This is a genomic window from Shewanella sp. FDAARGOS_354 (assembly GCF_002209245.2).
Classification (GTDB): domain Bacteria; phylum Pseudomonadota; class Gammaproteobacteria; order Enterobacterales; family Shewanellaceae; genus Shewanella; species Shewanella xiamenensis.
On sequence record NZ_CP022089.2, the window covers coordinates 1113124 to 1139052 of the forward strand.

Annotated in this window: 21 protein-coding genes; 13 read left to right on the forward strand and 8 right to left on the reverse strand. The window is 47.1% G+C overall.

Annotated elements, in window-relative coordinates:
• Positions 1-325 precede the first annotated feature (325 nt).
• Positions 326-1009 (forward strand): PAQR family membrane homeostasis protein TrhA, encoded by a 684-nt coding sequence (gene trhA / locus CEQ32_RS05095; RefSeq protein ID WP_088585618.1) that lies wholly within the window; start codon positions 326-328, stop codon positions 1007-1009.
• A gap of 110 nt (positions 1010-1119) precedes the next feature.
• Here trhA and CEQ32_RS05100 read toward each other — a convergent pair whose 3' ends face one another.
• Both CEQ32_RS05100 and CEQ32_RS05105 read right to left on the reverse strand, forming a co-directional pair.
• Entirely contained in the window at positions 1120-1650 is a 531-nt protein-coding gene (locus CEQ32_RS05100) for an NUDIX hydrolase (RefSeq protein WP_055648294.1), read from the reverse strand.
• A 112-nt stretch (positions 1651-1762) separates the two neighbouring features.
• Positions 1763-2551, reverse strand: coding sequence for a tRNA (adenine(22)-N(1))-methyltransferase (locus CEQ32_RS05105; RefSeq protein WP_088586948.1), 789 nt, complete (start codon positions 2549-2551; stop codon positions 1763-1765).
• Between the two features lie 218 nt (positions 2552-2769).
• On the opposite strand from CEQ32_RS05105, the gene CEQ32_RS05110 reads away from it, so the two are divergent.
• On the forward strand, positions 2770-4869 hold the full coding sequence (locus CEQ32_RS05110; RefSeq protein ID WP_088585619.1) for a glycoside hydrolase family 97 protein: 2100 nt from the start codon (positions 2770-2772) through the stop codon (positions 4867-4869).
• A gap of 289 nt (positions 4870-5158) precedes the next feature.
• On the opposite strand, the gene CEQ32_RS05115 is transcribed toward CEQ32_RS05110, so the two are convergent.
• The 5 genes from CEQ32_RS05115 to CEQ32_RS05135 form a co-directional block, all read right to left on the reverse strand.
• A complete protein-coding gene (locus CEQ32_RS05115; RefSeq protein ID WP_037431613.1) occupies positions 5159-6166 on the reverse strand; it encodes a class I SAM-dependent rRNA methyltransferase in 1008 nt (335 codons plus the stop codon).
• 264 nt (positions 6167-6430) lie between these two features.
• Complete coding sequence (locus tag CEQ32_RS05120) at positions 6431-7540, reverse strand: alkene reductase (protein ID WP_088585620.1); 1110 nt, start codon at positions 7538-7540, stop codon at positions 6431-6433.
• A gap of 8 nt (positions 7541-7548) precedes the next feature.
• Positions 7549-8646: an alkene reductase gene (locus CEQ32_RS05125; RefSeq protein ID WP_088585621.1), complete on the reverse strand. Its 1098-nt coding sequence runs from the start codon at positions 8644-8646 to the stop codon at positions 7549-7551.
• A gap of 138 nt (positions 8647-8784) precedes the next feature.
• Complete coding sequence (locus CEQ32_RS05130; RefSeq protein ID WP_055648290.1) at positions 8785-9666, reverse strand: LysR family transcriptional regulator; 882 nt, start codon at positions 9664-9666, stop codon at positions 8785-8787.
• An 88-nt stretch (positions 9667-9754) separates the two neighbouring features.
• Positions 9755-10048, reverse strand: a complete 294-nt coding sequence (locus CEQ32_RS05135; RefSeq protein WP_037431416.1) for a YciI family protein — start codon at positions 10046-10048, stop codon at positions 9755-9757.
• Between the two features lie 610 nt (positions 10049-10658).
• Between CEQ32_RS05135 and CEQ32_RS05140 the strand changes: the two genes are divergently transcribed.
• The 6 genes from CEQ32_RS05140 (at position 10659) to CEQ32_RS05165 (ending at position 19727) form a co-directional block, all read left to right on the forward strand.
• Positions 10659-12254, forward strand: a complete 1596-nt coding sequence (locus CEQ32_RS05140; RefSeq protein WP_088585622.1) for an MFS transporter — start codon at positions 10659-10661, stop codon at positions 12252-12254.
• Positions 12255-12383: 129 nt separating this feature from the next.
• Entirely contained in the window at positions 12384-14900 is a 2517-nt protein-coding gene (locus tag CEQ32_RS05145) for a glucan 1,4-alpha-glucosidase (RefSeq protein ID WP_088585623.1), read from the forward strand.
• A gap of 265 nt (positions 14901-15165) precedes the next feature.
• Positions 15166-16308: a hypothetical protein gene (locus CEQ32_RS05150; RefSeq protein ID WP_088585624.1), complete on the forward strand. Its 1143-nt coding sequence runs from the start codon at positions 15166-15168 to the stop codon at positions 16306-16308.
• A gap of 89 nt (positions 16309-16397) precedes the next feature.
• A complete protein-coding gene (gene umuD / locus CEQ32_RS05155) occupies positions 16398-16817 on the forward strand; it encodes a translesion error-prone DNA polymerase V autoproteolytic subunit (RefSeq protein WP_037418776.1) in 420 nt (139 codons plus the stop codon).
• On the forward strand, positions 16814-18088 hold the full coding sequence (umuC, locus tag CEQ32_RS05160; protein WP_122040740.1) for a translesion error-prone DNA polymerase V subunit UmuC: 1275 nt from the start codon (positions 16814-16816) through the stop codon (positions 18086-18088). The genes umuD and umuC overlap by 4 nt, the downstream gene beginning before the upstream one ends.
• Positions 18089-18539: 451 nt before the next feature.
• Complete coding sequence (locus CEQ32_RS05165) at positions 18540-19727, forward strand: TonB-dependent receptor plug domain-containing protein (protein ID WP_192959150.1); 1188 nt, start codon at positions 18540-18542, stop codon at positions 19725-19727.
• Here CEQ32_RS05165 and CEQ32_RS05170 read toward each other — a convergent pair.
• Positions 19724-20750 (reverse strand): IS630-like element ISSpu8 family transposase gene (locus CEQ32_RS05170; RefSeq protein WP_088585626.1). Its coding sequence is split into 2 segments (ribosomal slippage): positions 19724-20299 and positions 20301-20750, totalling 1026 coding nucleotides; the frame shifts between segments, so codons are not numbered across the junction. The two genes, CEQ32_RS05165 and CEQ32_RS05170, sit on opposite strands and share 4 nt — an antisense overlap.
• Before the next feature lie 76 nt (positions 20751-20826).
• On the opposite strand from CEQ32_RS05170, the gene CEQ32_RS05175 reads away from it, so the two are divergent.
• The 5 genes from CEQ32_RS05175 to CEQ32_RS05195 all read left to right on the forward strand — a co-directional run bounded on the left by CEQ32_RS05175 (position 20827) and on the right by CEQ32_RS05195 (position 25755).
• Positions 20827-22317 carry a TonB-dependent receptor gene (locus tag CEQ32_RS05175; RefSeq protein ID WP_192959151.1) on the forward strand — a complete coding sequence of 497 codons (1491 nt, stop codon included), beginning with the start codon at positions 20827-20829 and terminating at the stop codon, positions 22315-22317.
• A gap of 235 nt (positions 22318-22552) precedes the next feature.
• Positions 22553-22957 (forward strand): ArsC family reductase, encoded by a 405-nt coding sequence (locus CEQ32_RS05180; RefSeq protein ID WP_050991401.1) that lies wholly within the window; start codon positions 22553-22555, stop codon positions 22955-22957.
• Positions 22954-24099, forward strand: coding sequence for a succinyl-diaminopimelate desuccinylase (gene dapE, locus CEQ32_RS05185; protein WP_088585627.1), 1146 nt, complete (start codon positions 22954-22956; stop codon positions 24097-24099). The genes CEQ32_RS05180 and dapE overlap by 4 nt, the downstream gene beginning before the upstream one ends.
• Positions 24100-24104: 5 nt before the next feature.
• On the forward strand, positions 24105-24857 hold the full coding sequence (locus CEQ32_RS05190) for a M15 family metallopeptidase (RefSeq protein WP_088586949.1): 753 nt from the start codon (positions 24105-24107) through the stop codon (positions 24855-24857).
• A gap of 67 nt (positions 24858-24924) precedes the next feature.
• The gene (locus CEQ32_RS05195) at positions 24925-25755 is read left to right on the forward strand and encodes an alpha/beta fold hydrolase (RefSeq protein WP_088585628.1); all 831 of its coding nucleotides are present in this window, start codon (positions 24925-24927) and stop codon (positions 25753-25755) included.
• Positions 25756-25929 lie beyond the last annotated feature (174 nt).

A 25929-nucleotide genomic window follows, 5' to 3' on the forward strand; every position in this document is an offset into this window, starting at 1 on the left:
TCAACACTAAGATCATCTTCTGGGGCTATATTCGATCGAACAGGCAAAATCAATCCCTTAGTACTTAATGAATAAAGTACTTAACAAATCCATGACATCTTACGGAGAATTAGAGAAAGTGAGTCGAACAAAGTTCCAAAGCAGTGACATTATTCAGTTGTAAACCAGTACCATAATCTTGTACAAGGACAACAGAACTCATCAGTGTTATAGCCAATGGCAAGAACACGCAAAACAAATCAGCTTACACGTGTAAGCCAATTGTAGCTTTCCCTTTTATCTACTGATAGACTCAATCATTATCGCCATCGAGTGGATCAACAGCATGCCAAGCCAGAGTTTGATAGAGCCGCAAATGAGTCATGAAAAACCATTGAACATCAGTAGCTATAGCCTTAGTGAAGAGATTGCCAATAGTATCAGCCATGGCCTAGGGGTGATTGCAGGTGTAGTGGGCTTAATCTTTATGCTACTTAAGGGCGCAGATCATCTCACCAATATTCAACTTACAGGTGTTATTATTTATGGTACAAGCCTTATCCTGTTGTTTTTAAGTTCTACCCTGTATCACAGCGTGACGCATGTAGGCTGGAAACATAAACTTAAGATTGCCGACCATTGTGCTATCTACTGCTTAATTGCGGGCACCTACACCCCACTGATGTTAATCAGCCTGCATGGACAGCTTTCAACCATTATCCTGACGGCGATTTGGTCTTTGGCTATTGGTGGGATTTTATTTAAGACCTTATTTATTCACCGATTTAAAAAACTCAGTCTTGTGTTATATCTGGCGATGGGTTGGCTTTGTATGACGGTGATTGGCGATTTGACAGCAGCAATGTCACCGCTTGGATTTAATCTACTGCTATTTGGCGGGTTGTTTTACACCCTTGGAGTGATCTTTTATGTCGGCAAACGTATTCCGTACAATCACGCGATTTGGCATCTGTTTGTGCTAGCTGGCGCGATGAGTCATTTCTTCTGTATTTATTTAACAGTGATCTAGCATCTCACGCACTCTGAGTCACACAAGCCATTCTCTGGGTGGCTTTTTTATATCAATGCTTTGAGACTGAGTTTTATGGCTAAGTGATAAAGTCGCCAGCCAAGCGTTATCTACAATAATTCTGCAACTATCTGTTTCAGCAAAAAGGTTTCCCTGTCGATAGATTGGCCTTTGTTGGCGAAGGTGCGCTGAATTTCTTCATTATGGGCAATGGCTTGATGGATATTGATCCACTCAGGGCGCATACCGTTTTTCACTTCATGGGCTTCAAGCTTTGGCTCACCTAAGCCACGGTTACCTAAAGTCATATCGATTTCACACAGGTAGCAATAGGAATCCATATGTACTATGTTGGCGCCTTCGCGAAACCAAGGTCGATATTCTTCATAGCGGCCAAAGGGTGCAATAACGTTAGCTGCAATGGCGCCGGTTTCTTCCTGTAACTCACGAATAAGCCCAACCTCGATGCTCTCGCCCTTATCCACACCACCGCCGGGCAAGCCGTAATCTCGATATTTTTGGGTATAGAGCAGCAAAATATCTTCCCCCGACAGCACAATGGCGCGGGCGGCTTGGCGATAAAAGATCCTTGCCTGTTTCAAATTGATATTGGCGGCTCGGGTGGACTTCAATAAACGCATAGAAAAACTCAAGATTAACGGCCTATTAGCATAAACCAACTTTATGGATTTATAGAGCAAAACCGTTTTCAAGCAACACGCACAACAATACGTACACTTGAAACTGGTTAATTCAGTTGCTTAGTTGCCGCAAGATTTGCTGATAGGCCGCAACTATTTGCGCCTTATTTGGCAAGCGGCTCTCGGGGATACGTTGGTAATGGCTGATTGTCTGCACAAGATAACGCTTAGCCTGGCTGGTTTTATCCGCATCTAACCCTTGCCACATAATTGAGCCAGTCGAACTTAAGGGTGCCACGTCATTGCGCTTCGAAGCTGTACTCGAATGGGTTAAATGCAATATCTCATAGAAGCGCTGATTTTCTTCGAGTAAATATTCCTGCTTAAGGGATAATCCCAACTCTGCAAGTGAGCTGCGCACATGATAATTATGATGCACGGGACACAAAATAAACTCGAGCGGGCTGGAATGATAAGAATGGTTGTGATTGTCGCTGTGATACTGGCTATAACACGACACGATGCTGCGCACCAGTTCAACCAATAACTCGCCACCGACACCCGAAATAATCACTAAGTGCTTGGCTTGCTTGCCGTAATGTGCCAGTGGCAACGCCGCCACATCCATACAATGCACTTGCCATTCACTCTGGGCATGGGTGGTTTGCTCTTTTTCGTTTTGAGCGTTTGAGATAGGCTGCTGGGGGAAAAACCGAGCTAACTCAAGGCTGAGTTGCTGCATCAAGGGGGCCACACAATCGACAAAATGCACTTTAGGCGCAGCATTTCTTTGCAGTAACAGCATGCCGAGTAAACCATGATCGCAGCAGCAGTCCCATATATGATCGTACCCAAGCTCCACCATTCGATTGATCTGCTGTAATCGCTGACTGATTTTCACCGCTGACGCCTCAAAAATCGCGCCCATACATGCTTGAGCGCCATAAAGCCGCGCATTCTACCCGAGTCAGCGGTTAAAACCCATCTCTTTAGGTTTGACTATTAGGCTGCCAGCCTCTAGGCCACACCGGTGAATACGTATGCAACCCATTGCGAGCAAAAAGCCATCACCACTAGTATGCATTGACCCATATTCACTATAAAAACAAGGATCAGGGAATGTTCAGCAATCTGCTTACCCACGCACGCCACATCAACTCGCCAACGCGAAATCGACACAATTTATTCACGCCCAGCTTGCTAGCACTCAGCATTGGTAGCCTGTTGAGTACATGTTCCACGGCGCAAACTCTCAACCTGAGCTCCCCCGATAAGCAAATCGTCTTGAGTCTGAGTGATGATACTGGCCGCCCTGAATACCAAATCCATTTTCATGGCAAAACCGTTATCGAACCGAGCCGCCTAGGGTTAGTCTTTGCCTCACAGGGCGAATTAGGCCAAGGTCTTCGCATTAAATCGAGCCACACCGCCAATGCCAATGAAAAATGGCAGCAACCTTGGGGGGAGCAGGAATGGATTAAAGATCAACACAATCAACTGAGCGTGGTATTAACCGACGGTAAAATCGACTTAAACCTAGAGTTTAAAGCCTTTGACGATGGCATCGGCTTTCGTTATCACTTAGCTGCCCAGAACGCCCTGCCAGCCAATACGCCGCTTGCCATTACCGATGAACTCACCGAATTTAATATTGGACAGAGTGATAAGGCCACCGCCTGGTGGATCCCTTCTCGGGGATGGAACCGCTACGAATATCTGTATCGCACCAGCGCGCTCAATCAGGTCGACCGAGCCCACACTCCTTTTACCTTTAAACTGGTCGATGGCACCCATTTGAGTATTCACGAGGCGGCGTTAGTTGACTTTGCCTCAATGACACTCGATCAACAGCGCGATGGCAAGCTAAAGGCCGATCTCACCCCTTGGTCAGATGGCACTCGCGTTAAAACCCAAGCGGGCTTTTATACCCCATGGCGCACGATTCAAATCGCCGACAAGGCCACGGGGCTGCTTAATTCTCACCTTATCCTCAACCTGAATGAGCCCAATAAACTGGGGGATGTCTCTTGGGTTAAACCGGGCAAATATGTTGGTATTTGGTGGGGTATGCACCTCAATGAAAACACTTGGGGCTCGGGCCCAACGCACGGCGCAACCACCAGCGAAACAGAGCGCTATATGGATTTCGCCGCCAAATACCAGTTTGATGGCGTCTTGGTCGAAGGCTGGAACCAAGGTTGGGATGGCGATTGGTTCCATAATGGCGATCAATTCAGTTTTACTAAGGCCTATGATGATTTCGATTTACCCGCCATTACCGCCTACGGCGCGAAAAAAGGCGTGCGCCTGATTGGTCACCACGAGACCGCAGGCTCAGTCACCCACTACCGCAAGCAAATGGATGATGCATTCGCCCTGTATGAAAAACATGGCGTGACCCAAGTCAAAACCGGTTATGTCGCTGACGGTGGACAAATCAAACGCATCGATGAAAATGGCATCACCCGTCACGAATGGCACGACGGTCAGTTTATGGTGGGCGAATATCTTCACAGCGTTACCGAAGCAGCCAAGCACCATATCAGCATTAATACCCACGAGCCGATTAAAGATACTGGGCTGCGCCGCACTTATCCTAACTGGATCTCCCGCGAAGGTGCCCGCGGACAGGAATACAATGCATGGGGCAGCCCACCAAATAGCCCAGAACATACCGCCATGCTGCCCTTTACCCGCATGCTGGCTGGACCAATGGACTTCACCCCGGGGATTTTTGATTTGGCGCCTAAGGGGTTAGATGCCGAAAATCGCGTGCAAACCACCTTAATGAAGCAACTCGCCCTGTATGTGGTGCTCTATAGCCCAATCCAAATGGCCGCCGACTTGCCACGCAATTATCAAAAACATCTAGATGCCTTCCAGTTTATCCGCGATGTACCAACAGACTGGTATCAAAGTATCGCACTGGCTGGCGAAGTGGGTGATTATGTGGTGTTTGCCCGCCAAGCCAAAGATCAACAGGATTGGTACTTAGGCGCGCTGACCGATGAAAATGCCCGTCAGATCAAGGTTAAACTAGATTTCCTCGACCCAAACAAACGCTATCAAGCCCAGATCTATCACGATGGTGCAAAAGCCGATTGGAAAACCAATCCCTATGATTATGTGATTGAAACCAAAGAAGTCAGCGCCAAGCATAGCCTAACCTTAGCCCTCGCCAGCAGTGGCGGCACAGCGATCCGCTTTAAGGCTCTTTAAATTAAGCGTAATAGGGCGACAAAGATGGTCGCCCTATTAGGTTTGCAATGCGATTAATTTAAGCTGAACTCGGGATAACGAGTGTCGAAAAAGTCTAAATGTAACAATCAAAATCAATGCTATAGATGATTATTTTGAAAATAAAAATATTTTCCCTGACTGAATATGCAGATTTTTGCGCATATCAAGGCGCTCTGTCGTATGCCATAGCGAGCTATGGTTAGACAGAGCAACGCAGAGAGGCTAGAAAAGATGCCTATTCAGCGGCGCTACTTATCCCTAGCTCAGGTTAATTTAAGGTCAACGCCACAATTTTAAGGGGATGATTATCATCGAACGACGGAAAATCCTCATGGGGATCGAGCCAAGTGTGGTCAATCACACCTCGGCCTTGCTTTTCAACGCAGCGAACTAGACTATCAAACCAATCTTGACGGTCTACTTTGGCGACATTATTGCAACACACTATGGTGCCACCAGCCTTGGTTGATAATAATGCGGGTTTAAATAAACCTTGGTAATCATTAACTAAATCGACAATCCCGAAGGCACTCTTGGCATAACGAGGCGGATCAAGAAATACCAGATCAAATTGGGTCTGCGGCAATTTGGGGTAACTGGGTAATTTTTGGTTGCGGCGTCCTCCCACACTTAAACCAGCTAATTGGCGCAAGGCCGGAAACGCATCACTCTGCACAAACTCACATACCTCTGACACTTGGTTTAATTCGGCATTAGTTCGCCCAGCGGCGAGTGCAAAGGAGGAAAAGTCGACATTCACAACCCGTTCTGCGCCGCCCATAGCCGCAGCAGTGCCGATACCACAGGTGTAAGAAAACAAATTCAGTACGGTTTTATCTTGACTGTGGGCCCGCACATATTCGCGGCCAATACGCATATCAAGAAATAGCAGCGGATCTTGCCCTTCGTGGCGTAGTTTAGTGGTGAATTTAATCCCATTTTCCTGCATCACCAACTCGGCACTGGCAATATCATCCAGTTCAGGGCTTAGCGCATTGAGCACCCGCGAATGGCCAGCGGAGCGGTCGTTATACACTACCGGCAGGGCTACTTCTTGGGTGAGCACGTCCACTACTTCAGCCAATTCCTCAGCGGTTAAGGTGTGGTGAAAACTCTGCACTAACCAATTATCGCCGTAGCGATCGACATTCAAGCCACTGACACCTTCGACCGTGCCATGGAACACCCGAAAACAATCGGTATGATCTTGTTCTGCTTGTAGTAAAAAATCATGGCGTTTAGCTAAAGCCGTCGATAACAGCGTTTGAATAGACATAAAAAGCGGGACTCATACAGCGGAAACCTGCGTAAGGTTTCAAGGGGAAAACGGCATGATAGCAAACTCAGCGACAAAATATCGGATAAATTCCCCCAGTATCCAATCACAGACTATACAAGCAGAGCCGTTTTAGCTTAAGGCACTAAGTGAGGCAGCCCCTTTGGCTCACCCCTTCCTTTAGCGCCTACACCATTAGTAGCTAGTAGCTAATAGCCGCAAACTACACCACTAGACTATGTCACTAAAACGATGCCGCTCAGACTATGCCTTTCTCTCTGCAAACGATGCCTGATAAACGGGATAATCGATATAGCCAGCTTCACCGCCGCCATACAAGGTAAGCCTTGCATCCGCATCAAACTCGGTTAATGGCCAGTCATGGGCAAAGCGCTCGACTAAATCCGGATTGGTCACAAAGGGCGTGCCAAAGGCCACAAAATCAGCATAGTGTTGGTCGAGTAAACGCTGAGCAGATTGCTTGGTTAATTTCCCCGCCACCATTATGGGATGTTGATACACACGGCGCACTTGCTGACGAAACGCGTCAGACACTTCCACATAGCGCGAGATGTTTTCAGAAAAATGCACATAGGCAAGATTCATCGGTTGTAGCTTTTGTAGCAAGGCGAGTGTTAATTGGATGATGTCAGGGTTGTCACCGGTAAATCCCTCGCCAATATGGGGAGACATCCGCACAGCGACTCTCCCAGATCCAATGGTCTGTGTGAGGGCTTGTAAGGTGTCGACTAAAAAACGCAGCCGATTTTCTTGGCTGCCACCGTAGCGATCTTGCCGTTGATTGCTTTCTAAGCGCATAAAAGTATCAAATAAATAGCCATGGGCTGCATGCACTTCAACCCCATCAAAACCTGCTAACATCGCATTTTGTGCTGCTTGCACAAAATCGCTGATAGTCGCTTGGATGTCTTGTTCGCTCATCGCCTTTGGCTGCTGGGTTTCAATCATGCCAAAGCCACCTTCAGGCAATGGGCCAAATACCTGATCGGGTATTTTTATTGCCGATGGCGCAAGAGGCTCAGCGCCAGACACGCTCGAATGGCTGCGACGACCAACATGCCAGAGTTGGATAAAGATTTTCCCACCTTCTTGGTGCACCGCTTCAGTGACTTTTTTCCAGCCCTCAATCTGTGCTCGAGTATAAATCCCAGGGGTCATTGAATACCCTCGCGCCACCGCTGATACGGGTGCGCCTTCGGTAATAATCAATCCTGCGCTTGCTCGCTGGCGATAATAGGTGGCCATCATCTCGTTCGGAATATCCCCCGGCTGAGTACTACGTGAGCGAGTCATTGGAGCCATCACAATACGGTTTTTGGTCTCTAACACATGACCTTTGAATGCCTTGAACATACTTTCCCCTAGGCTTGATAAGTTGGATAGTCAGTTAACCCTTTTTCGCCACCACCAAACAGCGTTGTTGGGTCATGCTCAGCCAACGGATAGCCGTGTTTTAGCCGCTCGGGTAAATCCGGATTGGCAATAAAAGGTCGTCCAAAACCAATCATATCAGCCAGACCATCGTTAATAGCTTGCTCCGCTGTGTGAGCGTTGTATCGTCCGGCATAAATCAGCACGCCCTGATAAGCCTCACGCAATGCTTGTTTGAATGAGCGTGGCGTATCAGGTGCATCATCCCAATCCACCTCGGCAATATGTAGATAAACAATGCGATGTTTGTTAAGTAACGCAGCGGCAGCTGTATAGGTCAAAATCGGGTCCGCATCCACAGTACCATTGAGGGTCGTAAGGGGCGCTAAACGCACACCCACTCGCTCAGCACCAATAGCATCGACCAATGCCGTAACCACTTCGTCTAAAAAACGTAGGCGATTTTCAAGGCTACCGCCGTACTCATCACTACGGTTGTTGGCTTCGGAATCAATAAATTGGTTGATCAAATAGCCATTAGCGGCGTGGAGTTCAATGCCATCAAAGCCAGCCGCCATAGCATTGAGCGCTGCTTGACGATAATCGGCGATCACTTGCGCAATATCAGCCTTCGTCATTGCCCGAGGCGCAACGACATCAACAAAACCAGGTTCATCAGTGCCGTTATCGACAAACACTTTTACGTTTTCCGCTTTTAATGCGGATGAAGAAATCGGTTGTTGCCCACCAATATTGTCAGGATGGGTGACTCGGCCTACATGCCATAACTGAGCAAAAATCACTCCGTTCTTGGCATGAACTGCCTCAGTGACGATACGCCAGCCCGCGATCTGTTCGGGAGTATAAATACCAGGAGTCCAAGCATACCCTTTTGCAGTTGGAGAAATCTGTGTGCCTTCAGAGACAATGAGCCCCGCACTCGCACGCTGAGCATAATAGGTTGCCATCATATGATTGGCCACATCGCCTGGCTGACTGGCTCTTGAACGAGTCATTGGCGGCATAACGATGCGGTTTTTGAGTGTTAATGCACCCAAGGTGATCGGTTGAAACAGTGATTGCGTCATAATATAACCCTCTCATTTCGTTGCAAACATACTAGCAAACTCAACAAGAGACATTGAGCGCAATAAAGACAAATGATTTTTGTTGTAAATGCAAAAATGTTCACTAACACGTCAATACGACAAGTGTTGCCCTACCGCTTACAGGGTTAGCTTAGGCTGAATAAAATCAATAAAGGCCGAGATACGTTTCGCGACGGTAGAAGATTTATAGTACACCGCATTGATCTGCTCTCGGCCGGTATTGGTGATTTTTTCACTCTCCAATAAGGGGATTAAACGCCCCTCAGCGATATCCTTTTTCACCATAAATCCCGATAAGCAGGCAATACCATTACCCGTTAATGCAAGCTGCCTTAACGTTTCACCGTTACTTGAGGTTAATGTAGGTGTAAACCGAGTAAATCCGTTCAGTGGCCAATCATTGAGGGTTTTAGGGGTAGAAAATCCCAGCAAATCGTGGTGAATAAGATCGCTGCTTTTATTGGGAAAACCGCGCCTTGATAGGTAATCTGGTGAGGCTACAATGTACAGCAAGCTTTTCCCAAGTGGCCTAGCATGCAAAGTCGAATCCGTTAAGTTGCCAATGCGGATCGCGAGATCGGTTTTCTTTTCAAGCAAATCGACAAAACCTTCGTTGGAGGTGAGTTCCAATTCAATATCGGGATAGGTTTGCTTAAATGGCTGGATAAGCGGCACTAATTGATGAAACACAAAGGGACTTGCGGCATCGACACGTAAACGGCCTCTCGGTAGCTCTCCACGAGTGATGATCTCCTCTTCAGCTTGCTGGATCTGTAATAAGCCAATTCGGATGGCTTCAACAAACTGGCGACCTTCCTCGGTTAATTCGATCCGGCGAGTCGTGCGATTTAAAATAGAAACGCCAACTTGGCTTTCAACCTTGCTCACCGCCCGAGACACGCGGGCAACTTGAATATCTAACAGTTCAGCTGCCGCCGAAAAACCACCACTGTCGACGACAGCAAGCAGTATTTCTAAATCATCGGACCGTGTTTTCATTTTATTTCTCGCACCACACCCGCAATTATTGCATTTATAGCAAATATCATTGGTATAAATATCTGTATTTTACAATTTGCAAAAATCACTAAAGTGTCTCAATGAGTTGCTCGAATCCTGCGGCGGCTTTGGTTGGTACAAATTCCACCACATCAAATTCAGCCACGTCTTCGGTATAGAAAGGATCTTGCTGCAAAATAGCCTCGAGTACTGCACGCGACTCCGCCTTAGCGAAGATCACACCGCCCGTGCGTGGCACCTTACGGCCCGAAGCGATAAAAACGCCCTTGGCGTAATACGCATCAAGATAATCAATATGAGCAGCTAAATGTAACTCAACATCTGCCAGCGGCTTTTTGTAGGTTAAGGTGATAACAAACATAGATATCCTTTATTCAAAACATAATCGATTTTGACAGGTGCTAACCATGATTACATGAGAGCATCTGCTGACATACTGTTCCATTATTTTTGCAGTATCAATCGCATAATGCGTCTATTGCTCACTGCTGCTGACACTTTAGCCACTGACTGGATACCCACACAACCCCATAGGAGTGTAAAATAGGCTGCTATTAGGTTACACGGCTGTTTAACTTGAGTTATCAATGGATGATGAATACGTATGTAAGCGGTTGTGCGTCAATCGACGCTGCGGCTACTATAAATTCGCTAGTTCCACCCTCTGCTTGTGGGGTTGAACACTGTGAGGTCGTTTCTGGTGGTTGCCTTTGAGGATAGCTGTCAGGCTTAGGTTCTTTTCTGCTTCTGAGCATTTGCATCATAGAGTATGAAAATGAATTTATTGGCGAATATGCTTCTGAGGGAGAGGTATATTCGCTATTTTTTAGCATCAAAACACACCTTTATAGCGACCAAACCGAACTGGCACAATAATGCGTAAACTGAGCCAAAGCTATTGATTAAGCTTTCAAATTATAACGATAAATGACTCAAGGCAGCACTGCTGTCCGCTACTGAAGGGAAGTTGCATGTCCACGGATCAACAAACGATTACCCCATTAAAAAGTGTCTCACCCAAGATGGTGCATCGCGCCGTACATAAGCTACAACCCGAGCTAAATTTCTGGCAAATTTTTAATATGTGCTTTGGTTTTTTGGGGATCCAATTCGGTTTTGCCCTGCAAAATGCCAACGTCAGTCGCATTTTCCAAACCCTTGGCGCCTCTATCGATGAAATTCCCATCCTGTGGATTGCCGCACCGTTAACGGGTCTGCTGGTTCAACCTATTATTGGTTATCTGAGCGATAATACTTGGGGGCGCTTAGGTCGCCGTCGGCCGTATTTTTTAATCGGCGCTATTTGTACGACGCTTGCGATATTTGTGATGCCGCATTCCCCTACGTTATGGATTGCCGCGGGCATGCTGTGGATTATGGATGCCTCAATCAATATCGCCATGGAACCCTTCCGTGCCTTTGTGGGGGATAATTTGCCTCCCAAGCAGCGCACCCAAGGTTATGCCATGCAAAGCTTTTTTATTGGCATCGGTGCAGTTGTGGCCTCGGCCCTGCCCTATATTCTCAGTAACTTCTTTGCTGTCGCCAACACCGCGCCAGCGGGCGAAATAGCCGATTCGGTGCGTTATGCCTTCTATTTTGGTGGCGCCGTGCTGTTTCTCAGTGTGGCTTGGACTGTTGTGTCCACCAAAGAATATTCCCCCGATGAACTTGCCGCCTTCCATAGCAATGCTGACGCAGGCATAGATGAGCAACAACATCGCACTCGCACCCACAAGAATTATCAATTTGCCGCTATCGTTTGGATGACGGTAGGCGCGCTACTAACGCTTGCGGTGTGGACGCAGGATTTAGATAAGCAGCTGTATATTTTAACCTTAGGGATTTTTGCCTTTGGCCCATTGCAACTTTACTGCGCCCTGCGCTTAGGTAAATCAACGCCCTCACAACGTTCGCAACTGGGCATTGTCTTTAATGTGGTCGATGATTTATTCCATATGCCTAAGGCCATGCATCAATTAGCGATAGTGCAGTTTTTCTCTTGGTTCGCGCTTTTTGCGATGTGGATATACACCACCTCGGCGGTGACGTCTTATCACTTTGGCAGCAGCGATGTGTTGTCTAAGGCCTATAACGATGGTGCCGATTGGGTGGGCGTACTGTTCGCCTCCTACAATGGATTTTCGGCCATTGCGGCCTTGTTTATCCCACTGCTTGCTAAACGTATCGGCATCAAACTGACCCACACCTTTAATATGTTCTGCGGCGGGTTTGGGTTGATCAGTTTCTATTTTATCAAAGATCCCAGTCTGTTATGGCTACCCATGATTGGCGTGGGTATCGCCTGGGCCTCGATTCTCTCCGTGCCCTACGCCATGTTATCTGGCGCCTTACCGCCGAAAAAGATGGGCGTGTATATGGGGATTTTTAACTTCTTTATCGTGATCCCACAGCTGCTCGCGGCCAGTGTTTTAGGCTTAATTCTTAATGGATTATTTGATGGTCAGCCCATCTATGCCCTAATCACCGGCGGCGTCCTGATGCTCTGCGCCGGGATTGCCGTGCTCTTTGTTGAGCAACCGAATACTCAGCACACTCAAGCGTAAATCGCAGATCCTACAACTCGGCACCCTTGGCGTTTGGGCAACTAAACGCCAAGACGCATGGCCACATAGCTTACAACAAGAATAAATCGCAATTAGCACCATCTATTGATTGGGGAGATTTTGAAGAATATGGCATCGACAACAGTACCTTCACAGCAGGCTCGCAGCTTAACTGACCGCCGCAACTTAACTCGTAAGCCGATTGCGCTCGCAATTGCCGCAAGCCTTATCGGCGTTGCCAGCTTAACGGGCTGCTCACCCTCGGCCACCAATGCAGACTCATCAACAGCGGCCGTCATCAAAGCCACAGACGCACAGATTGCCCCCGGCGCCCCCGGCAAAGCCCCGACCTGGGCGTTCTCCGGCAAAACCGGTATCGGCACTTCCTATGAGCCTTATACTCAAGGGCAATACCAGGATAGCGCGCAAAATCCCATTAGCCGCGTGTGGTTCTCCATCGCGCAGGGGATTTTAACCGAAACCATGTATGGCCTTATTCACAACGCTCAGCTCAAAGAGTTGCAATTTGTGATCACCGGCAATGGCTTCGTCGATACCGAAAAAGACAACACGATCAGCAGCATTGAATACTTAGATACCGATGCTAACGGTCGCCCACAATCCTTGGCCTATAAGATTATCAATCGCGACGTTGAAGGTAAGTATCAGATAGAAAAGCATATCTTTACCGATCCCGACCGCGATACGCTGATGATGCGCGTGACGTTTACCGCCTTTGAAGCGGGCATCACACCGCATTTATACGTTAATCCCCATATCGATAATGCGGGCGCGAATGATATTGGCAGAATCGATCATCAAGCCCTTATCGCTCGTACGGCGAATCCCCACAGCAGCGTGATGACGGTGAAATCGGATATCGACTTTGCGCAGGCGACCACCGGTTTTGTCGGTGTATCCGACGGTTTGGCCGATTTAGCCGATAACGGTAAGCTCGATACGCTGTATCAGGCCACCAGCAGCGCCGAAAATCCGACTCAAGGCAACATTGCTTTTACCGCCAGTTATCCCGTACTCCAAGCGAATCAAGCTCTTAATGTGAATTTGGCGATTGGTTTTGGCCAGGATGAGGCCAGCAGTTTAGCCAATGCCAACGCCAGCTTAACGGCGGGGTATGACGCAGTGCTGAGTCAATACAACGCTGGTTGGCACAGTTATTTACAATCGCTGCCCGCGATGCCAGCTATGGCGCAAAGCACAACAGATAATGGCAAGCTGCTGTATACCAGTGCCATGGTACTCAAGGCGCAGGAAGATAAAACCTACGCGGGCGCCCTTATCGCTTCGCTTTCTAATCCTTGGGGCGATACCGTCCCTGCTGTCACACCCAGCACGGGCTACAAGGCTGTTTGGCCGCGCGACTTTTATCAATGCGCCATGGCATTTCTCGCCATGGGCGATACCCAAACGCCTAAAGTCGCCTTTGAATACCTTAAAAAGGTGCAAGTGAGCGATAAAACCCCAGGCTTTAGCGGCACACCCGGTTGGTTTTTACAAAAGACCCATGTGGACGGCCAAATTGAATGGGTGGGCGTACAGCTCGACCAAACGGCGATGCCTATCATGCTCGGCTGGAAACTCTGGCAGGCAGGCGTACTCAGTCAAGCTGAACTTAACCATTGGTATCAAGAGATGTTAAAAGCTGCGGCGGACTTTTTAGTCAGCGGCGGCGAAGTCAATCTTGACTGGAATCACACCCAAATTACGCCACCAAAAACCCAACAAGAACGTTGGGAAGAACAGGCAGGTTATTCGCCCTCCACCACGGCCGCAGTGATCGCAGGCTTAGTGGCCGCGAGTGATATTGCCAAGGCAGTAAACGACAGCGATGCCAGTCAACGTTATCTCGCGACCGCTAAAACGCTTAATCAACAACTTGAAAAACACTTAGTGACGACCCAAGGTTTGCTCACGGATAGCCAAGGTATTAAGGCGCCTTATTATCTGCGATTAAGCCCCAACGGTGAGCCAAACAGCGCCGAGCAACTCGCCGCCAATAATGGCCGTGCGGGATTAGATCAACGTCAGATCCTCGATGGCGGCTTTTTAGAACTGGTGCGCTATGGCGTGCGTGGCGCCACCGATAAGCTGATTAATCAAAGCCTAGCGCTGGTGGATAATACCGAGCTTGAGGACAATTTACGCCTCAAATACAACTTTATGGCAAAGGATGGCAGCAGCGTTCCAGGCTTTAGACGTTACGGTAACGATGGCTACGGTGAAGACACTATAACCGGCGCAAACTACGCCGAATCGGGCAGTAATAGCGACAACCAACGCGGCCGCGTCTGGCCCTTCTTTACTGGCGAGCGTGGGCATTTTGAATTGGCCCTTGCCAGCGCCAAGGGAGAGCTAAGCGGTGCTCACGCACAGCAAACCAAGCAGCAACTTATCAATACCTATGTGCAAGGGATGGAAACCTTCGCCAACGCGGGTCTAATGCTCCCCGAACAAGCATGGGACGGTGTGGGTAACGCCACTCGTTACCAATATCAACTCGGCCAAGGCACTAACTCCGCCACCCCGCTCGCCTGGACCCATGCTGAATATATCAAGCTGGTACGTTCAATGAGCGACGGCCGAGTATGGGATAACTACCCCATCGTCCCTGAGGCGTTGAAATAATTTTTAAGGCTGATACCTGTGAGTAAAGCCCGCAAAACCTCAGTTTTGCGGGCTTTATGATCACAAGCGGCATATCATTCAGCACCGACTTAATACCTTTAATTCGCCCCACATCATCCATTCTGCGCACCGTAAAAGCATTCTCTGTTTTTGTGTGAATACTTGTTTTTATTGCCGTTACTTCAATAAAAAATTGACTTACATAAGTCCGTCAAGATGTTAAGATATTTGCGCTTTTGTTAATTTATCGATAAATGGAGTTTTGATGAAGCCTTTAAAAACCGTAATCAAATGGATTTTGCTCACGTTATTCTTGGTGCCAGTGAGTCTTTATCTGATCCTTGCCGCCATCAACATAAAAGATAGCCCAGCTTCAGAGCAGGCCAAAACCTACCTAGACGAAATTAAAAAGAGTGATAAGGCATTAGCGAATAACCAAGCTCAGAATGCGTATCTCTATGCGCTGGGCTTTGATGTGAATAGTGGCGCCTCACCGATGGATGCAGGGATTTCTCGACTTAAAAGCATACAACAGCTTGGCATTTTGGAACGCTCCCCAACGCTAAACACAACTCCTATAGACAAACCGCAAACCCCTTTTAACGAATGCCTTAACCGTGATGATTTTCAGTCCAGTTGTCTCCCTGTACTGACAGAACAAACGTCTTTTGACGAACTCATCGCAACAAACGCCGAATTAATCACGCGATATAAAACATTAATTCAGTTAGATACCTGGCAAGAAGGCAGCCCATTTAATGTCTTTTTGTCTTCTCCGTCACTTTCACATCTGCTCACGGCACAAAAACTCTACTTCATCGATTTACTGGCTCACGCTCAAACCATGTCTGCGCAGCAAGTTACCGATGTGATTAATCAAGATATGTTGTTTTGGCAACGCGTAGCAGCTAACACCCATGTGCTACTGATAAAAACCGTTAGTCAAAACGGCATCACAACAAATATGAAATTTGGCGAATTGATACTAGGCCAACTGCCAGCCTCTCAATTAAGCAACGTCATCCCCACTAGCTGGCAAACGCCGATCCCTGCTGAGGTGACTGCATTTGAAAAAATAAAAATGGGTGAATGGTATTACTTTACAGCCATGGCCAAAGCATTGCAGACAATTGATGATGAAGATATCACCACAAACGTGACGCAATGGTTGCTGACACCGTTAATGAAAGATCAAGACACAGCGAATCGTTACGCGGAAATTTTAAATGGCACGACTCCTCCGCAGACTTGCCCTGCTCCTTGGTCAATCGCTGACATGAGCCAATTTATATATAACCCACTTGGTAAATTTGTACTCTGCTCTGGCATTACATCATTAGATCGTTACCAACAAGATTTTGATGAGCTTGAGCCACAAAGAGCACGCTTGATCACGAGACTCCAATAGGGTGATTGTTTACTTAAGCAAATACATGACATAAACGCCTTCGACATGTGCTAAAGTTAGCTTATACTGTGTATATGTACAGTGTATAGATGCATATGATCATGGTTACTCCTGAACAATCGAAAATCCAATATCCTTTCTTTAGCACATCGGTGGCGGCGGGATTTCCTTCTCCCGCCAATGATTATATTGAGCAATCGCTTGATCTAAATGAGCTTTGTATCAAACACCCCACCGCAACCTTTTTTGTCAAAGTTCAAGGCGATTCGATGGTCGATGCCGGAATTTCCTCTGGTGATATATTAGTGGTTGACCGAGCCTTACAAGCCACCCATGGAGATATTGTAGTGGCGGCCATCAATGGGGAATTTACAGTAAAGCAATTGCAATTACGTCCTGTGGTGCAATTATTGCCATGTAACCCGGCCTACAGTGCAATTCCACTCAGCCACGAGTCAGAGTTAGACCTGTTCGGTGTCGTGACTTGTGTGGTGAAAAAACTCAAATGACCGCCAACTTATTCGCCCTCGTAGACTGTAATAATTTTTATGCGTCCTGTGAGCGTATGTTTCGGCCCGATCTACAGGGCAAACCCATCGTTGTGCTGTCAAATAATGATGGCTGTGTCGTCGCGCGTTCATTGGAGGCAAAGCAATTAGGCATAAAAATGGCCGTGCCGGTTTATCAAGTGATGGAGATGATCCGCTCCCATAATGTGGCGGTTTTTTCGTCCAACTATGCCCTTTACGCCGATATTTCAAATCGCGTCATGACCACTCTCGAGCAAATGGTGCCTAGGGTAGAAGTCTACTCAATCGATGAGGCTTTTTTGGATCTGTCTCGGCTCGATAAGTGTCAAGATATTAACCAGTTAGCCACGGATATTCGTCAGCGGATCCAGCAATGGATTGGCATCAGTGTCTGTGTTGGAATAGGACCGAGCAAAACCTTAGCCAAGCTAGCCAACTATGCCGCAAAACAGTATCCCGCCACCCAAGGCGTTGTCGATTTACGCGATAAGGAGCGCCAACGCCGGTTAATGGCACTCACTCCCATTGATGAGATTTGGGGCATTGGCCGAAAAATTGCGCAACGTCTAAAACTGATGGGCATCCATACCGCCCTGCAACTCGCAGATACTCCCCCTACACTTATCCGAGACAATTTTTCCGTCATGGTTGAGCGAACAGTGTACGAGCTTAACGGTATTGCCTGTGATGATATTCAGCAGGTGGTAGCGACAAAGCAGCAAATCATCAGCTCGCGCTCCTTTGGCGCACGTATTACCACCTTTGAGGCAATGCAGCAGGCTATCAGCGACTATACCTTTAGGGCCTGCGAAAAATTGCGAGCGGAGGGGCAGCTTGCCCGCACCTTATCGGTGTTTATTCGCAGCAGTTATTTTACGCAACATCAGCCCCAATATAGCCAAGTACTCACTGGTCATCTTGTGTATCCCAGTGACGATACCCGTGATTTTATCGAATTAGCACAGCGGCTGTTATCTAGGCTTTGGCGTGATGGCTATGCTTATGCCAAGGCTGGTGTGATGCTGGGGGATTTTTATGCACCAGGTGTGTTTCAGCTAGGATTATTTGATGAAGTCAAACCACAACCTAAAAGTAAAGAATTGATGAAACTACTGGATTGTGTTAATCACAGCGGTAAAGCCAAGATCCAATTTGCAGGACAAGGGCTTAATACCGATTGGGGCATGAAGCGTGGCCAACTCTCTCCTCGCTATACCACCCAATGGACCCAACTCCCTATTGTGAAATAAGCCATAGTTTAAAATGCCCGAGTTATGCGCTTATCTGTTGAGATTTGTTAAATCTCTGAAGCCTCAACAATAATGCTCTTATTTTCAACAGTTAATAAGATACTCTCAAATTACCGCTTTTATCCCAACATGATTTAGCTCACAGAATCTAAAACTCAATCAAACTAAAGACCTAGTACAAAAACTGACATTGTAAATACAATGTTTCGTTACATTGAGATACAACAACCCAAAAGCGCACGCTATACCGTCATTGCTTATTTCACATCTCACTTAATTAGCCGACCAAGGATTACAAATGCAACATTTACGCATCAACAAACTAACAATTAAGCTGTTGATATTAAAGTTGTTAATGATAATTTTCTGGTTATGGAGGGCAGTTGCAAATAAATATAAGCCTTGATGAAAACCTTCCTGATCATCACGGCATTGTTAAGGGAATGAAAATATGACTACGCAAACAACCGTAGCACGTGCGGTTCGTTTTAGTTTATTAGCCTTGGTATCCACCTCGATTGCACCGATTGCGATGGCTGCAGAACAAGGTGCTGTAGATGCTGATAAAGTTGAACGTATCGCTGTAACCGGATCAAGAATCCAACGTACCGATATGGAAACATCCTCTCCAGTGACAGTTATCAGCCGCGCAGAAATTGATGCTTCTGGTACAGCTACTGTGTCTGATTTTGTGCGTAACCTATCGCAAAACAGCTTTGGCTCTTTCCGCGAAGCATCAGGCTTTGGTTCTGGACAATCTTCACAATCCACAGTAAGCATGCGTGGTTTAGGTTCACAACGCACTTTAGTGCTAATCGATGGTCGTCGTATGGGCTCGTCGGTTGCCTTTGGTGGCGGTACACAAAACCTCAACGTTGTCCCCATGGCAGCGATTGAACGTATTGAAGTACTGCGCGACGGCGCATCAGCAGTTTATGGTTCTGATGCCGTTGCTGGTGTAATTAACATTATCACTAAAAAGGAATTTGAAGGTGTTGAGTTTGATGCCGATTTAGGCGCAACTCAACATGGTGGAGCAGAGAAATCAAATGCCCGTTTCACTTTTGGTGTCAATGGTGAAAAAACCAATATGGTCGCTTCGGTTGAATACTATAATCGCGCAGCACTTTACGATGCAGATCGCGATTACAGCGATACCCTTTATAGCCCTCATGGTTGGCCAGGGACTGGATTTTACGTTGATAAAACAAAACCAGTTTTAGGTGCAGACGGAAAACCAACTGGAAAATATGAAACTGTATCATTTGCAGATGAACGTTGCGGTGAAGGTAATTCTTTAGTTACAGGCTCTGATGGTAAACAAACTTGTTCATATAACGCTGCAGCAGAATCGGCAACGATGGCGGCACAAGAACGTTTCTCAACCTTCGTCAAAGTAGACCACGAGTTAACTGAAGATATAAACTGGACTAACCGCTTAATGATGAGCCGCGTTTGGACCGAGGGGCAATATGCAGCCGCACCAAACAGTTATAGCCCTAAATTACGTTGGACAAAAGAAAACAGTGATATTTATCTAGCAACGGTTAATAAATATGGCAACGATTATTTAAAAAGCCAACTGAAGTATGATGCTGAAGGTAACTTAATTGGTGGTGATACCAATTCCATTAACTAACTGGTCAAAATTGTCCATGGTCTAGTACACAATTCTATCACTCTTGCTTTCTTCTCAATGAAGGTATTCCATGCGATAGAGCACTGTTCAACAATATCGTCATAACCACTAAAACAACGATTGGCCAACACATTTTGACGCAGCCATTGCCATACCTGCTCTATTGGATTCAACTCCGGTGAATAAGGTGGCAACTTGAGAAGCGTCAGATTATCAAAGTCATCGGCCAAATCCTGTTGATGCCAGCCTGCGCCGTCCATGATGACCAGCGCATGGCGCCCAAATGCGGTGGCGGCTGAAATCAGTTTTAAATGCTCGTTCATATATTCGCTATTGGCATGCGGGGCAATAATCGCTTGTGTCGCCCCCGTTGCCGGACACACGGCGCCATATAGATACGCTGATTCAAATTGTTGCTGCTTGACGGCCCGTGGACGGGTCCCTTTCTCAGCCCAAATACGGGTGGTGGTATTCTGTTGGCCAAAGCGGGCTTCATCTTGAAACCAAACGTCAATGCGATCGAGTGCAACGTGCCCAGGTGTGTTAAGGATCGTTGCCATCCGGAAGTTTTTTAAAAGCCTCTTGTATAGCCTCAGATTGTTTCGGGTGGCGAGAGCGAGTGGTAATCCATGAGAAGCCAAGTTGATGCAGCAAGCGGTAGATATTTGCTTGCTTGAACGTCACACCAAATTCAGACTGAATAAATAGGCCGACATCCTTGGCCATCAACCTGCCACCTTGTTCAGATAGACTTCTGTGCTGTACGAACGCTTTAAGCTTAGCTTGTTGTGTGATGGACAGTGTCGCAGGACGGCCCGGATTGGGCGCATCGTCAAGGCCAGTCAGCCCATGGGTTAAATAGGCGGTGACCCAGCGATTGACACTGGTTCTACTGACCTTAAGCATGCTTGCGATGGCGGTACGAGAATGACCTTCAGTGAAATGGAGTAAGGCAAGATAGCGCATACGTTTGCGTGCACTTTTCTCCGATTTTACTAAGGCTGCGATGTGGGGATTATTCATATTTTGTATGATTAAAAACTGATGACCAATTAGATCACATAATTAATATAATTGGTATGACACCATCAATTTAAGAATGCGTACGACACCACTTGGGCCACGTATTACTAATGTTGAAGATACTGATATCAACTTCTTAACTGCGCTTGAAGGTCATAGTGATATTTTAGGCGGTACAGCTTGGAACTTAGGTGCTCAGTGGATTCGCTCAGATGTCACCACCATTCAAACTGGCTTAGCTAATGCTAATATGATCCAAGAGTTTTTGGATAATGGCAAATTAGACTACTTCGCCGCTGGCGCAGGCTATGTTGAAGGTTCAAACGAGCAGCAATTGCAAGAAGCCGCCCATACCGGAATTTTCACTGGTCGTGTCCAAACCTACGGAATTGACGGTGGTGCCAGCTTCGATTTATTTGATTTACCAGCAGGTACAGTCCCCTTAGCCATCGGTTTTGAATTTATGCGTACTGAGTACGACAAGACTAACGATGCGGGTTCAAACCTAGGTAATATTATCGGTACTTCAGGTGGCGACAATATCCAAGGTAAATCACGAGAAGTGTTATCTTTCTCTGCTGAGACCATGTTCCCGATTATCGATGGGCTTGATTTAGAATTATCTGCACGTTTCGATGACTACAGTGACTTTGGCAGTACCTTTAATCCAAAAGTGGGTTTAAGTTATCGTCCCGTGGACTCGCTGTTAGTTCGTGCGTCTTATGGCACAGGCTTTAGAGCTCCGACCTTTGATGACCTATATGCTACGGCCTCAGAAACCTATCTTTGGGCTAAAGACTGGACGCAATGTCCAGGTAATCCTAATAGTTGCGCGCAAGAACAATTTAAAGCTCAATATCAAGGGAATGATGACTTAGAGCCCGAAGAGTCCACATCACTCTCTTTAGGCTTGGTATGGAACGTCACCGACGCATTAGATTTTGAAATCTCATACTATGACATTCAAATCGACAATGTGATTAGCACCATGTCAACCCAAGACGTCATTAACCAAGAACGTGATGGCTTTGATATGTCAAATGTTCTGTTTAGAGACCCTGTAACAGGTAAAATTGATTATGTTGTTCTACAGAAGATGAACCTCGGTGAATTAAAAACTTCTGGTATTGACTTCAATATTCGTTACCTGCTTGAAACCAGTGTGGGTGATTTCCGCTTCGGCGCAGAAACTAACTACGTATTAAGTTGGGAGTCTAAGGATGGGCCTTATTCCGAACTTGAAGATATTGTCGGTGATGTTGGTCAACCACAATTCCGTGCCAACCTCAGCACAACTTGGACCCAAGGTGAATGGGAAGCATCATTGTTTGCCCGTTATACTGATAGCCAAGAAGATGAGGATTATGGCAAAACACCGAGCCAGTGGTTGTTAGATGCCCAAGCAGGATACAACTTACCGTGGAACGCGAAGGTGAATGTAGGTATCCGCAATCTGCTCGATGAAGAGCCTGCATTTAACGATGCGCTAGGCTTCCCTGGTTATGATACTTACCTCTACGATCCTATCGGTCGTGAGTACTATGTACGCTATAATCAGAAATTCTAAATCCTAGCTTATACTTGGTTTAAGTTGTATCACACAGTTATAAATGCCCATCTATTGATGGGCATTTATTTATGGGGTGTTGTTTAAAAAATAAACGATAAAAGTCTTGAGTAAGAGCTAAAAGTTAATAGGGTTGAACATCACCGGAGGCCAACTTGGTTGCCTTTACTCGAATCATATTATTCTCGATACTTATCCGCACCATCTGATATCCCCTTGTAGCATCCAGCGCACAATGCCACAATGCGAGCAAAATCAATGCGTGCCAACGGCGCCCCTCGATAGGAGCATCATCTTGACCCTTTTTGGTATTAAAAATTGCGATACTGTGCGTAAAGCACGTAAATGGATTGAAACCCATCAACTTTCGGTCAACTTCCATGACTTTAGGGAAGATGGATTAGCGGAAAAGGATCTGCAGCATTGGTGTCAAATTGCCGGATGGGAAACCGTCTTTAATAAACGCAGTACCAGTTTTCGCGCCTTAAGTGATGCCGATAAAGCGGATATCGACCAAGCCAAAGCCATTCAACTAATGCTCACTCACCCGACACTGATCAAGCGGCCAGTGCTGGTTTTGGGTGAACAAGTGCTAGTGGGCTTTAACGAAGCCGAATATAAGAAGGTGTTTTCTCTATGACGTACGCTTCGAACACTCACCCGGTTACCGAACTGACTAAAGCGTTAATCGCCCGTCCTTCGGTCACCCCGCTGGATGAAGGCTGCCAAACCCTGATGGCCGAACGTCTTGCCGCCATTGGCTTTAATATTGAGCCCATGGTCTTTGAAGACACCACCAATATGTGGGCGCGTCGCGGTAATACAGGCCCGGTATTTTGTTTTGCCGGCCATACCGATGTGGTGCCCGCAGGCGATTTAAGCCGCTGGCATACCCCGCCTTTTGAGCCAACCATTATTGACGGTTACCTCTATGGCCGCGGCGCCGCCGACATGAAAGGCTCACTGGCGGCGATGATCGTCGCGACCGAACGTTTTGTGGCTAAGCACCCAAATCATCCTGGCTCGATTGCGTTTTTAATCACTAGCGATGAAGAAGGCCCCTTTATCAATGGCACCACACGGGTTATCGACACCCTAGAAGCCCGTAATGAAAAAATCACTTGGGCATTGGTGGGTGAACCCTCGTCGACCTTAAAACTCGGTGATGTGGTTAAAAATGGCCGCCGTGGTAGTCTCACCGCCAACTTAACCGTTAAAGGTATTCAAGGCCATGTGGCCTATCCGCACCTTGCGGATAACCCTATCCACAATGCCGCCCCCTTTTTAGCTGAGTTAAGCCAAACCCATTGGGATAATGGCAACGAATTCTTCCCGCCCACCAGCATGCAAATCTCCAACATTAACGGCGGCACAGGCGCATCGAACGTGATCCCAGGCGCCTTGGAGGTGATGTTTAACTTCCGCTATTCCACCGAAGTGACCGCCGAGATACTCATCGAGCGTGTGGAAGCCTTATTAACCGCCCACGAACTGGATTATGACATTAGTTGGACTTTCAATGGCTTACCCTTTTTAACCGGCGAAGGCCCACTATTAGACGCGACCCGCCATGCTATTCGTCAAGTCACGGGCTATGATACCGATCCACAAACCACCGGCGGCACCTCCGATGGGCGCTTTATTGCGCCAACGGGCGCCAAAGTGTTGGAACTAGGTCCTGTGAACGCCACCATCCATAAAGTGAACGAGTGCGTGAAGGTAGACGATCTAGAGCAATTAGCGCTGTGTTACGAAGTGATTTTGGAACAATTACTGTGTTAAACACCATGGCAATCACGGCAAAAAAAGCCCTGCTCTATGGTCTAGAGCCAAGGGGAGAGACAGGTTTAACAGCGGATGTAGACTCTGACTCAATGAGCGACTTAGTGTTCGTTGAGTTACTCAGCCCCTATCATCAGCGAGAAACGCGGTTTAAGTTGGAATCACAAACCGCCCTTGCCTTTCAGGCAATGGCCGACAGTGCCGCCAAAGACGGTATTAAGCTGGCGATTTGCTCTGCCTATCGCCCCTTCGATCGGCAACTCGCCATTTGGAATGCCAAGGCCAGCGGTAAACGACTGGTCCTGGATATCAATGAGCAGCCCGCGGATATCGCGCCGCTCAGCAATGATGAGTTAGTCGATTTGATCTTACTCTGGTCGGCACTGCCTGGTGCTTCGCGTCACCATTGGGGAACGGATATCGATGTATTTGATGCCGAGCAAATTGAGGTCAAATCCCTGCGTCTGGTGGACGCCGAATACCGTGACGGCGGCCCCTGCGCCCACTTGCACCAGTGGCTAGTGGCTAATGCCAAGGATTTTGGGTTTTATTTTCCGTTCCAGAAAGGCCAAAGCGCGGTAAGTGCAGAGCCTTGGCATATTAGCTATTTCCCCGTGTCTCAAACCCTGTTACCCCAATTTGAGGTTCAGGCCTTAGCGCAGGTTATCCAGCAGAGCGATATGTTGCTAAAAGACGCCGTGATCCGGCGTTTACCCGAGTTAGTAGCGGAATATGTACATCGGATTGCGCAGCCTTAATAGCTTTTTCTGCACGTTTTAGCCGACGTCCCTTCCCGTTTTTGGTTTTATAGATTAAGTAGGTTTTATGGATTTATCATCATACAGACAACAAATTAGCATCGCGGATAGCCAACTTAGTTACCTTGATATCGGCACAGGCCCTGCCCTGTTATTTGGCCACAGCTACCTGTGGGACAGCGCCATGTGGGCGCCACAAATTGCGCTCTTAAGCAAAAGCTACCGCTGTATCGTCCCCGATCTCTGGGGACACGGCCAATCTGGCACCGTACCGGAAAACTGCCATAGTCTGTTAGACATTAGTGAGCATATGTTAGCCCTGATGGACGCCCTCGAACTTGAGACATTTTCCCTCATCGGTTTGTCCGTTGGCGCCATGTGGGGCGCCGAGCTCGTGCTTAAAGCCCCCGCGCGCGTCAATGCACTGGTGATGCTCGACAGTTTTATTGGTTTTGAGCCAGAAATCACCCGTGCCAAATATTTTGGGATGTTAGACATGATCCAAACCGCTGGCAGTATTCCGCCAGCACTTATCAATGCAATTTCACCGCTGTTTTTTGCAGATAATGCCAAAACGAATAATCCCGAATTAGTGCAACGTTTTGAAAGCGACTTAGCTGCGCTAACGCCAGAACGCATTCCCGACATAGTAAAACTTGGACGGATTATTTTTGGTCGGCGCGATACCCTAGAATTTGCCGAACAATTTACCTTACCTTGCTTAATCATGGTGGGTGTAGAAGACAAGGCGCGCAGTGTTTTAGAAAGTTATTTGATGAGTGATGCCATCAATGGCAGCCAATTAGTGCATATTCCAAATGCTGGCCATATTTCAAGTCTAGAACAAGCCGAATTTGTTAATCAGCAATTATTAGCATTTCTCAGCCAATACGCTTAATACGCACCATGATGGTTAGAGCATGTCACCCATGCTCTAACAGATTCATATTCTAGAACCCTCAATAAGAATGAGTCTTTTGCCTATTACTCGAAACCTTTTCCAATAATCTTGGAGTGCTATCCCACTTGAGGCTTAACAAACATCGATTTGTTAACTGCCCTTAAAAATGTT